This window comes from Arcobacter sp. CECT 8985, from assembly GCF_004116495.1.
Taxonomy (GTDB): domain Bacteria; phylum Campylobacterota; class Campylobacteria; order Campylobacterales; family Arcobacteraceae; genus Malaciobacter.
On sequence record NZ_PDKC01000027.1, the window covers coordinates 26381 to 37067 of the forward strand.

Consider the following 10687-nt stretch of genomic DNA (forward strand, 5'->3'; position numbering starts at 1 on the left):
GACTAATGGCAAAAGTTTACGCAACAGGAAGAAGAAAAACAGCTGTAGCTAAAGTATGGCTAGAAAATGGTAATGGTCAACTTACAATTAATGGTCAATCTTTAGATGAGTGGTTAGGTGGTCTTGAATCAATTAAAAAAAGAGTTATGCAACCACTAGAAGTATCTAAACAAGAAACTTCTGTTAACTTAGTAATTAAAACTGTAGGTGGTGGATATTCTGCACAAGCTGGAGCTATCAGACATGGTATTTCTAGAGCATTAGTTGCTTATGATGAGCAATTTAGAGCTATTCTTAAACCTTATGGATTATTAACAAGAGATGCGAGAAGCGTTGAGAGAAAAAAATACGGAAGAAAAAAAGCGAGAAAATCAACTCAATTCTCAAAAAGATAATCAACACAAAACAATTTTGCTTTTGTCGATTACAACAAATCAAGTATTTATCAAAAGGAAGCAATTGCTTCCTTTTTTTTTAGCTATTTTTTTACAAAAAAACACTACAATTATATATGAAAAAATCAATTATTTTAATCTTTTTAATTTCAACTTTTTTAATTTCAAGTACTTTAAATCTATCTATTAGTTCAAGTCCTAGTAGATTAAACCCTGTATTGTCAAATGATACTGCAAGTACAGAAATATCTCAATGGCTTTTTAATGGTCTATTAAAATATGACAAATTTGGTAATATTGTCCCTGATATTGCAAAATCATATAAATTTAAAACTAATAAAGAATTAATTATAACTTTAAAAAAGGGTGTTTTATGGCAAGATGGAGTTGAAGTTACTTCCAAAGATGTTATTTTTACTTATAAAACAATTATTAATCCTAAAATATATATATCATTTAAATCAAACTTTAATAAAGTAAAAAGTGTAAAAGCTCTTGGAAAATACAAAATAATGATTACTTATAAAGAACCATATTTTAAAGCATTAGAAATATGGATGGTTGGACTTTTACCTTATCATATATTAAAAGATGAAAAAAACTTAATGACAAGTAAATTTAATAAACATCCAATAGGTACTGGTCCATATATTTTAAAAACATTCAAAAACTCTTCTAATATTGTACTTAAGGCAAATGATAACTACTTTGAAGGTCGCCCTAAAATTGATGAAATTAATTATAAATTTTATCCAGATACAACTACTTCTTTTTTAATGCTAAAACAAAAAAAACTTGATGTCTCTTCATTATCTGCTTTACAAGTAGATAGACAAATTGATAAGAAATTTTTAAATAATTATAGAATAATTGAATCTCAATCTTTTTCATATGATTATGTAGGATTAAATTTAAAAAATAAAAAATTTAAAGATATAAAAGTTAGAAAAGCGTTGTCTTTAGCTATAAATAGAAAAGAACTTGTTGATATTTTATTTTTTGGGCATGGAAAAGTTTGTACTGGACCTTTTTTACCAGGAAGTTATGTTTATAACAACAAAATTAAAGCTGATAAGCAAAATATAAAAAAAGCCAAAGAGTTATTAAATGAAGCAGGATATAATAAAAAAAATCCTTTAGAGTTTGAACTCACAACAAATACTGGAAATGATATAAGAATAAACGCAGCACAAATAATTCAACATCAATTAAAAAAAGCTGGAGTGAACGTAAAAATTAGAGTCTTAGAATGGCAAGCTTTTTTGAATACTGTTGTTTTACCAAAGAAATTTGAAGCTATTTTATTAGGTTGGTCAACAACACTTGCACCTGATGCGTATCCATTATGGCATAGTAAATCTGCTAAAAAAGGTGGATTTAATCTTGTTAGTTACAACAACAAAAAAGTTGATAAATTAATAGAAGAAGGTTCTATTACAGTAAATAGAGATAAATTTGCAAAAATATATAAAAAAATATTTTCATTAATAGCAAAAGATATTCCTTATCTTTTTTTATATATTCCTAACTCTATTACAGTTGTAAATAAAGATATTAAGCATATTGAACCTACATATTTAGGTATAATGCATAACCAAATAGAATGGGAAAAATAAAAGGAAGAATTTGAAAGAAAAGAATATTTTATTATTTGATTTAGATGGAACACTTATTGATTCAACAGAAGCAATTGTCTGCTCTTTTAATCATACTTTTAATAAATTAGGTTTTGATTATAAAGGAAATGATGAAGATATAAAAAATCTTATTGGATATCCACTTGATATTATGTATAAAGATTTAGGAGTTGATGAAGATAAAGTATGGGACTATGTAGATGCTTATAAAGAAAAATACAAAGAAGTATCAAAAGAGAAAACTCTATTACTAGAAAATGTAAAAAATACTTTAGATTTAGCTTCACAATTTGCAAGACTTGCAGTTGTTACTACCAAAACAGCTAAATACTCCCTTCCATTATTAGAACACTTAGAAATATTAGATTATTTTGAGTTCATTACAGGAAGAGAAGATGTTGAATATCCAAAACCTCACCCTCAACCTATTTTAAAAACTTTAGAACTTATGAATTATGATAAAGAACATCATAAAGTATGGATGATTGGGGATACAAAACTTGATTTAATTTGTGCTAATAGTGCAGGTGTAAATTGTGTTGGTGTATTATGTGGTTATTCAAATGAAGATGCATTAAAAGAGTATTCAAAACATATTTCAAAAGATGCATTTGAAGCAGTAAAACTAATAAAAGACAATTTATATCCTATTTTATAAAATTTAGCTTACTTTAGATAAGTTAATACCATATTAAGCTATTTTTAATTATTATTAATACAAATAATAGTAATATAAGGATAGATAATGACTAATAAGTTTGCTACGATGGATGGAAATGAAGCAGCTGCATATGTATCTTATGCTTTTACAGAAGTTGCGGGAGTGTATCCTATTACTCCATCTTCTCAAATGGGTGATTCTACTGAAAAGTGGGCAACACAAGGTAAAAAAAACCTATTTGGTTCAACAGTTAAAGTTGTTGAAATGCAAAGTGAGGCAGGTGCAGCTGGAACATTTCATGGTTCACTTCAAGCTGGTGCTTTAACTACAACATATACAGCTTCTCAAGGGTTACTACTTAAAATACCTAACATGTATAAAGTTGCTGGACAACTACTTCCTGGTGTTATTCATGTAAGTGCAAGGGCACTAGCTACTCATGCATTATCTATTTTTGGTGACCACCAAGATGTAATGGCTACAAGAGCAACTGGATTTGCAATGCTTGCAACTGGTTCAGTACAAGAAGTAATGGATTTAGCTGGAGTTGCACATCTTAGTGCAATAAAAGGAAGAGTTCCATTTCTTCACTTCTTTGATGGATTTAGAACTTCACATGAAATTAATAAAATTGAAGTTATGCCATATGAAGTATTTGATAAATTAATTGATTATGATGCTGTACAAAAATTTAGAGATACATCTTTAAATCCAGAATCTCCAATTACAAGAGGAACAGCACAAAATGATGATATCTATTTTCAAGGAAGAGAAGCTTCAAATAAATATTATAATGCTCTTCCAGATATTGTAAATGAATATATGCAAAAAATATCAAAAGCTACAAATAGAAATTATGCTCCATTTACTTATTATGGAGATCCTGCAGCAACAGATGTAATTGTTGCAATGGGTTCTGTTACTCAAGCAATAAAAGAAACAATTGATTACTTAAGAGAAAAAGAAAATAGAAAAATTGGACTTTTAAATGTTCATTTATATAGACCATTTTCTGCAAAATATTTTATGAATGTATTGCCTTTAACAACACAAAAAATCTGTGTAATTGATAGAACAAAAGAACCAGGAAGTCTTGGCGAACCTTTATACTTAGATGTAAAATCCTTATTTTATGGACACAAAGATCAACCATTAATTATTGGAGGAAGATATGGATTATCTTCAAAAGATGTACCACCTAATCAAATTATTGCACTATATGACAATTTAGCAAGCAATAATCCAAAAGATAACTTTACAGTTGGAATAATTGACGATGTTACAAATACTTCAATTGACGTAAAAGATAATATAACAGTAACTACTGATGTTACAGAGTGTTTATTTTATGGATTAGGAGCTGATGGTACAGTTGGAGCAAATAAAAATTCAGTAAAAATTATTGGTAATAAAACTGATCTTTATGCACAAGCATATTTTGCATATGATTCTAAAAAAAGTGGTGGTTATACTAGATCACATTTAAGATTTAGTAAAAATCCAATTAGATCAACTTATCTAGTATCAAATCCTAGCTTTATAGCTTGTTCTAAAGAAGTGTATTTAGAACAATATGAAGTTATTGATAAATTAAAACAAGATGGTACATTTTTATTAAATTCAATTCATTCAAAAGATGAAATTGAATCAAAACTTCCAAATCGAATAAAAAAATTACTTGCACAAAAAAATGTTAATTTTTATATAATAAATGCCACAAAATTAGCAAGAGATATTGGATTAGGGAATAGAACAAATACAATTATGCAGGCTGCTTTTTTCAAACTTGCTAATATTATTGATTATGAAGATGCGAAAAATTATATGAAAGAGTATGCTCTAAAAGCTTATGGTAACAAAGGTGAAGATATAGTAAATATGAACTATCAAGCCATTGATTCAGGAGCGGAAGGCTTAGTAAAAATTGAAATTAAAGATGAGTGGTTAGATTATAATGATGAAGTATTAACATTAGATTCAAAATATGAAGGTTCTGAATATGTTGAGAACTTTGCAAAAGTTGTAAATGCTGCAAAAGGTGATGAAATTCCCGTATCTACAATAATAGATTTAGGAATGGAAAGTGGTACATTTGAAAATGGATCTACGAAATATGAAAAAAGAGGAATTGCAACTATGGTTCCTCAATGGAATGAAGAAACATGTATTCAATGTAATCAATGTGCATTTGAGTGTCCACATGCAGTTATTAGACCATTTTTGATGGATAGTAGTGAATTTGAGAATGCCCCTGATAGTATAAAAGAGCATGCAATTGATGCAAAAGGTAAAGAATTTAAAGATAAAGATTTAAAATATAAAATACAAGTATCTATACTAGATTGTACAGGATGTAATATTTGTGTTGATATATGCCCTACAAAAGATAAATCACTTAAAATGGTACCTTTTGAAGAAGAAAAAGAAAATTTTGAACAAGAAAATGCTGATTACTTATTTAATGATGTTTCATATAAAGACTATTTAGTAGAAGCGACAAATGTAAAAAATTCTCAATTTTCACAACCTTTATTTGAATACCACTCAGCATGTCCAGGATGTGGTGAAACACCATATATAACTTTAGCAACACAATTATTCGGTGATAGAATGATGATTGCAAATGCAACAGGTTGTTCATCTATTTACTCTGCTTCTGCTCCTTCAACTCCTTATACAAAAAATGATAAAGGTGAAGGTCCAGCTTGGGCAAACTCATTATTTGAGGATAATGCAGAGTTTGGATATGGAATGTATATGGCAGTAGAGACGATTAGAAACAGAATTGAAAACATTATGAAAGAAAGTATTGATAGTGTTAATAATCCTTTAAAAGTTTTATACAAAGAGTGGATAGAAAATAGAAATAATGGAGCAAAGACTCAAGAAATAAGAGATAAACTAGTACCACAATTAGAACAAAATCAAGATTTACCTAAAGTAAAAGAACTTTTAAATCTAAAAAAATATATTGTTAAAAAATCACAATGGATGATAGGAGGAGATGGTTGGGCTTATGATATTGGATATGGTGGCCTTGATCATGTTTTATCTACAGGTAAAGATATTAATATTATAGTTGTAGATACAGAAGTTTATTCAAACACAGGTGGTCAATCATCAAAATCAGCAAGAGCTGGGTCAATTGCTGATTTTACAAATGATGGTAAAACTAATTCAAAAAAAGATTTAGGATATATTTCTATGACTTATGGAAATATATATATTGCACAAATAAACTCAAAAGCAAATCAAAAACAAGCTATACAAGCTATGAGAGAAGCAGAAGAGTATCAAGGTCCATCTTTAATCATATGTTATGCTCCATGTATTGCTCACGGGATAAAAGGTGGATTAATGAATTCAGTTGAACAAGGGCAACTTGCTACTGATTGTGGTTATTGGCCAATTTACACATATGACCCTAGAAAAATTAAACAAGGTGAAAATCCAATTAAGATTTTTGGTAAAAAACCAAATTGGGATAGATATGAAGAATTTTTATTAAGAGAAACAAGATATAAATCTCTTAAAAAATTAAATCCTGAACATGCTGATTTTCTTTTAAATAAAAATAAAAAAGACTCTCAATATAGATATAGACAATTGTTAAGAATGGCAACAGCTGATTACTCAGACGAATTAGAAGATGCATAAAAAATAGTAAGGTATTTTATACCTTACTATCTCTTGCTTTAAGATTTATTCCTTTATCTTTATAAGTATTAAATACCATTAAATGCTTCTAATTTATTATATCTTGCACGATTTAATCCTTTATGATACAATTATTCTTTATTAAAAAAGGAGTTTATATGCAATTAAGAGATATAACATGGGTTCCATTAACTCGCACTGAAAAGTTTTTTACTTATCTTTTAGGTTTTGCTTTAATATATATAGGTATTTCACATTTATTTTGGGAAAGGACAGAATTTCTAGCACAGGTTCCCAAATGGGTATTTATGGATCCAGATTTAGTTGTACTACTTTCTGGTGGTGTTGAGATATTATTAGGAGTTTGTTTATTATTCTTAACACGTTATCGAGTTTATGTTGGTTTTATGGTAGCTTTATTTTTTGTATTGGTTTTCCCAGGGAATATTTCTCAATACGTAAATGAAATAAATGCTTTTGGATTAGATACTGATACAAAAAGATTAATTCGGCTTTTCTTTCAACCATTATTAGTTTGGTGGGCTTTATGTGCGACTGGAGCATTAAGGGCATGGAGTATTTCTAAACAAAGTAATATAGAAATATATAATTTTTCTGCAAAAAGTTTATCTGGTGAAGAGATAAACTTCGATAAATATAAAGGTAAAATAATATTAATTGTAAATACTGCAAGTAAGTGTGGTTTTACTTATCAGTACAAAGGTTTAGAAGAACTGTATAGAAAATATAAAGATAAAGGGTTGGTTATACTAGGTTTTCCTTGTAATCAATTTGGAAATCAAGAACCAGGAAATGAAAATTCTATAAAAGAAGGTTGTTTAATTAATTATGGTGTTTCTTTTCAAATGTTTTCGAAAGTTGATGTTAATGGTTCATCTGCACATCCTTTATTTAATTATTTAAAGTCTTGTATGAGTGGTATTTTAGGCTCTAGAATTAAATGGAACTTTACTAAGTTTTTAATTGATCAAAATGGAGTTGTAATTAAAAGATTTGGAAGTATTGATTCTGCAAAAAAAATAGAGTTTTTTTTGAAGCAAATAATATCATAAGTAAAAGTTTTGTGCATAGATTGTATAATTTTAAAAAAGGACTATTTTGAGCTGCGAACAACTTAAGCTTGATAATCAAATTTGTTTCCCTATTTATGCTCTTTCTAGGTTAATAACAAGTGAATATAAACCTCTTTTAGAAAAATTAGAATTAACATATCCTCAATATTTGGTTATGTTACTTTTATGGGAAACAGATGGTTTGTTAGTTAGCGAAATAGGAAAGAAGTTATTTTTAAATACAAATACAATAACTCCTCTTTTAAAAAGAATGGAATCAAATGGATTATTAACAAGAGAAAGAAATAAAGAAGATGAAAGAAAAGTTATAGTCAAATTAACTAAAAAAGGTCATGAACTAGAATTAGAAGCTTCAAAAATTCCTGAAAAATTATTCTCTAAATTTGATAAAAGTGAGATAAAAAAAGAAAGTTTAATTGAATTTAGAAGTACATTAAATTTACTTATAAATCATCTTAATAAAAATAAATAAAAGAAAGTACTTCTTATTAAATTTATATTTTTTAGTAAATTATAAAAAATTCATAACCCATTAAACCTTTTATAAAAAACTCTCTTTTTTGTATGTTTATTGCTCATAGATAGTTCAAAAATAAAAAATATTTTTGCTATACTGAAAAAAATTCAAGGAAATCTATGGGTATATTTGACATTTCAATACAACAAAAATCACACAATATAGAAAAAAAAGATGAAATAATTAATAGATTGAATGATACGTTTAAAACTCTTAGTGAAGAGTTTGAATCAAACAATGATCTCTTTGTATTTAAAAAATTTAAAGCTGAAAAATGTTTTTTAAGTTATGATTTAAAAGCAACAGTAAAAAAAACAAAAGAATCTTTCACTATAGATTTTGAAGGAGAACTTCAAAATGTTTGGATTTTAGTAATTTTAATTGTTATTGGAATACTTGTTACTTATGGTATAGGTGTAATTTTAATTGCATTTTTTGCATATTTACAAAAAAAATCTTCTACAAAATATATTGAAAATACTTTTGAAAAAATAAAAAAAGAGACCCCTCCAAAATAAAATTTATACTCTTCTTAGAAAGAAATGAATAAACATATAAAAAAGCTTCTAATTGGCAATTTTTAAAGATACTAAATAAAAGTATTTTCAATTGTTATAAATTTATTAAATCAACTCTTTTACAAAAAACCTCATTATTAATGATTACTTATGAAATTTAAGCCTTTAAAATGGGAATTTTGATAAAATCATAAAAATATATATAAGGATTTAAAATGCCAGTATTAGATAGCTTTAGAGTTGATCATACAATTATGCCAGCACCTGCTGTTAGAGTTGCTAAAAGAATGAAATCACCATCTGGTGATGAAATAACAGTATATGATTTAAGATTCTGTGTTCCAAATGAAAAGAACTTAGGAGAAAAAGGTATTCATACATTAGAGCATCTTTTTGCAGGATTTATTAGAAGTCATTTAAATTCAGATAAAGTTGAAATTATTGATGTATCTCCTATGGGATGTAGAACTGGATTTTATATGAGTTTACTTGGATCTCCAAGTGAAGAAGAAGTTGCAACTGCATGGAGAAAATCTATGGAAGATGTATTAAAAGTAAAATCACAAAGTGATATTCCAGAATTAAATAAATTCCAATGTGGTACATATAAAATGCACTCATTAGAAGAAGCAAAACAAATTGCGCAAGATATTTTAGATAATAAAATTGGCGTAATGTCAAATGAAGATCTATTTTTACCAGAAGATAAATTAAAAGAAGTAGAAATTTAAAATATGAATCCAATTGCGACAGTTGATGGTTCAAATACTCTATTTTCAACTCAATATAATCAGCACTATCATAATATAGATGATGGTGCTATTCATGAATCTTTATCAAAACATATTATTCCAGCTTTTAAATTCCATCAAGATAAAGATGAACTAAATATTTTAGATATCTGCTTTGGACTTGGATATAATACTCTTAGCACACTTTATTATATAAAAAAAAATAATCTAAATAAAAGAATAAATATATTTTCTCCTGAGTTAAATAAAAAATTGGTAAATGAATTAAAAGATTTTGTATATCCTAAAGAGTTTGATGATTTGAAAGATATTATTTATCAATTAAGTACAAATAAATATTATAAAAATGAACAATTTGAAATTACAATTTATATTGGAGATGCAAGAGATTATTTGGAAAAATTAAATTTAAAATTTGATGTAATATATCAAGATGCTTTTTCAAGTGATGTAAATTATGAATTATGGACTAAAGAATATTTTGATTTATTATATAAACTCTCAAATGAAAATACAATAATTACTACGTATTCAATTGCAACACCGGTTAGATTATCAATTTATGAAGCAGGATTTATAATATACCAAGATATTCCAATAAAAAGAAAAATAACTCTTGCTTTTAGAAAAAAGCAAAATAAGATTGGTAAATATGTAGATATGGAATTAAAAAAACAAAGAAATAAAAAAGCATGTGCCCTTTATGATGATATTATTAGATAATTAATCAGATAAATTATCTAATATATACTTTTCTAATTCTCTTTTAGGTAATTCAAGTTTATTAGCTTTAGTAAATATCTTATCAATTTTTTCACTATACTCTTTATATGGGAAAAAAGGGAAATGAACTTGCCAGCCTTTTTTAATTTGAGATAATGCAACTTCATCTACTAACCACACTCTAAAAAAATTAAAGAAAATAAATATAACTGCTGTTAAAACCATTGCAACTAAAATAGATACATGTGGGTCTAATTCTGCAAAAAGTCTATGTGTAATGGCTGTAAATGGCACTAAAAATAAAATAACAAATAAAATATATAATAAATATGCTCTACCAACTTTCAATCTAAATCCAAGTCTAACTGGATCTACATGTAACTTTTCATTATATTGTGCATTAGCAATTAATAAATCTTTTAATAAAATAGGTTGTTTTGATACGGTAAATACATAATCTATAATCTTTTGTTTAAAAGATGTAAACATAAAATATTCCTTTAATTAATAATTTATTATTCTAGCAAAATATAATTAATAATATGTTAATTGAATGAAGGAATGATACAATAAAAATAAAAAGTAAGGGGATAAGTAAGGGGAATAAAAAAAAAGCCCATATCAATAACAAGAGAAAAGTTGTTATAGATAAAGGCTTAGTAAAAAGTAAAAACAAAACTCAAGAGCTGGCAGAGACCTACGTTTCCACACCTGAAAGGTGCAGTATTATCAG

Annotated in this window: 10 protein-coding genes; 9 read left to right on the plus strand and 1 reads right to left on the minus strand. The window is 26.8% G+C overall.

The window, feature by feature from the left end; genetic code table 11:
- The first annotated feature begins 5 nt into the window (after positions 1–5).
- The 9 genes from rpsI (at position 6) to CRU93_RS11070 (ending at position 9954) form a co-directional block, all read left to right on the plus strand.
- Positions 6–395, plus strand: coding sequence for a 30S ribosomal protein S9 (rpsI, locus tag CRU93_RS11030; RefSeq protein ID WP_129104258.1), 390 nt, complete (start codon positions 6–8; stop codon positions 393–395).
- Positions 396–511: 116 nt separating this feature from the next.
- Positions 512–2011 (plus strand): peptide-binding protein, encoded by a 1500-nt coding sequence (locus CRU93_RS11035; protein ID WP_129104259.1) that lies wholly within the window; start codon positions 512–514, stop codon positions 2009–2011.
- Between the two features lie 10 nt (positions 2012–2021).
- Positions 2022–2690, plus strand: a complete 669-nt coding sequence (locus CRU93_RS11040; RefSeq protein ID WP_258238901.1) for an HAD family hydrolase — start codon at positions 2022–2024, stop codon at positions 2688–2690.
- A gap of 87 nt (positions 2691–2777) precedes the next feature.
- Positions 2778–6350 (plus strand): pyruvate:ferredoxin (flavodoxin) oxidoreductase, encoded by a 3573-nt coding sequence (gene nifJ / locus CRU93_RS11045; RefSeq protein WP_129104260.1) that lies wholly within the window; start codon positions 2778–2780, stop codon positions 6348–6350.
- 596 nt (positions 6351–6946) lie between these two features.
- Positions 6947–7423: a glutathione peroxidase gene (locus CRU93_RS11050; RefSeq protein ID WP_129104268.1), complete on the plus strand. Its 477-nt coding sequence runs from the start codon at positions 6947–6949 to the stop codon at positions 7421–7423.
- Between the two features lie 46 nt (positions 7424–7469).
- Entirely contained in the window at positions 7470–7916 is a 447-nt protein-coding gene (locus CRU93_RS11055) for a MarR family winged helix-turn-helix transcriptional regulator (protein WP_258238902.1), read from the plus strand.
- Between the two features lie 164 nt (positions 7917–8080).
- Entirely contained in the window at positions 8081–8479 is a 399-nt protein-coding gene (locus tag CRU93_RS11060; protein ID WP_129104262.1) for a hypothetical protein, read from the plus strand.
- A gap of 215 nt (positions 8480–8694) precedes the next feature.
- Positions 8695–9210 (plus strand): S-ribosylhomocysteine lyase, encoded by a 516-nt coding sequence (gene luxS, locus CRU93_RS11065; RefSeq protein ID WP_129104263.1) that lies wholly within the window; start codon positions 8695–8697, stop codon positions 9208–9210.
- A gap of 3 nt (positions 9211–9213) precedes the next feature.
- A complete protein-coding gene (locus CRU93_RS11070) occupies positions 9214–9954 on the plus strand; it encodes a tRNA (5-methylaminomethyl-2-thiouridine)(34)-methyltransferase MnmD (protein ID WP_129104264.1) in 741 nt (246 codons plus the stop codon).
- Here CRU93_RS11070 and CRU93_RS11075 read toward each other — a convergent pair whose 3' ends face one another.
- Entirely contained in the window at positions 9955–10443 is a 489-nt protein-coding gene (locus tag CRU93_RS11075; protein WP_129104265.1) for a hypothetical protein, read from the minus strand.
- Positions 10444–10687: the final 244 nt, after the last annotated feature.

Bases quoted from the DNA above. Each gene is read 5' to 3' on its own strand.
- rpsI (WP_129104258.1), top strand. From the start codon at position 6: ATGGCAAAAGTTTACGCAACAGGAAGAAGAAAAACAGCTGTAGCTAAA.
- CRU93_RS11035 (WP_129104259.1), top strand. From the start codon at position 512: ATGAAAAAATCAATTATTTTAATCTTTTTAATTTCAACTTTTTTAATT.
- nifJ (WP_129104260.1), top strand. From the start codon at position 2,778: ATGACTAATAAGTTTGCTACGATGGATGGAAATGAAGCAGCTGCATAT.
- CRU93_RS11060 (WP_129104262.1), top strand. From the start codon at position 8,081: ATGGGTATATTTGACATTTCAATACAACAAAAATCACACAATATAGAA.
- luxS (WP_129104263.1), top strand. From the start codon at position 8,695: ATGCCAGTATTAGATAGCTTTAGAGTTGATCATACAATTATGCCAGCA.
- CRU93_RS11070 (WP_129104264.1), top strand. From the start codon at position 9,214: ATGAATCCAATTGCGACAGTTGATGGTTCAAATACTCTATTTTCAACT.
- CRU93_RS11075 (WP_129104265.1), bottom strand. From the start codon at position 10,443: ATGTTTACATCTTTTAAACAAAAGATTATAGATTATGTATTTACCGTA.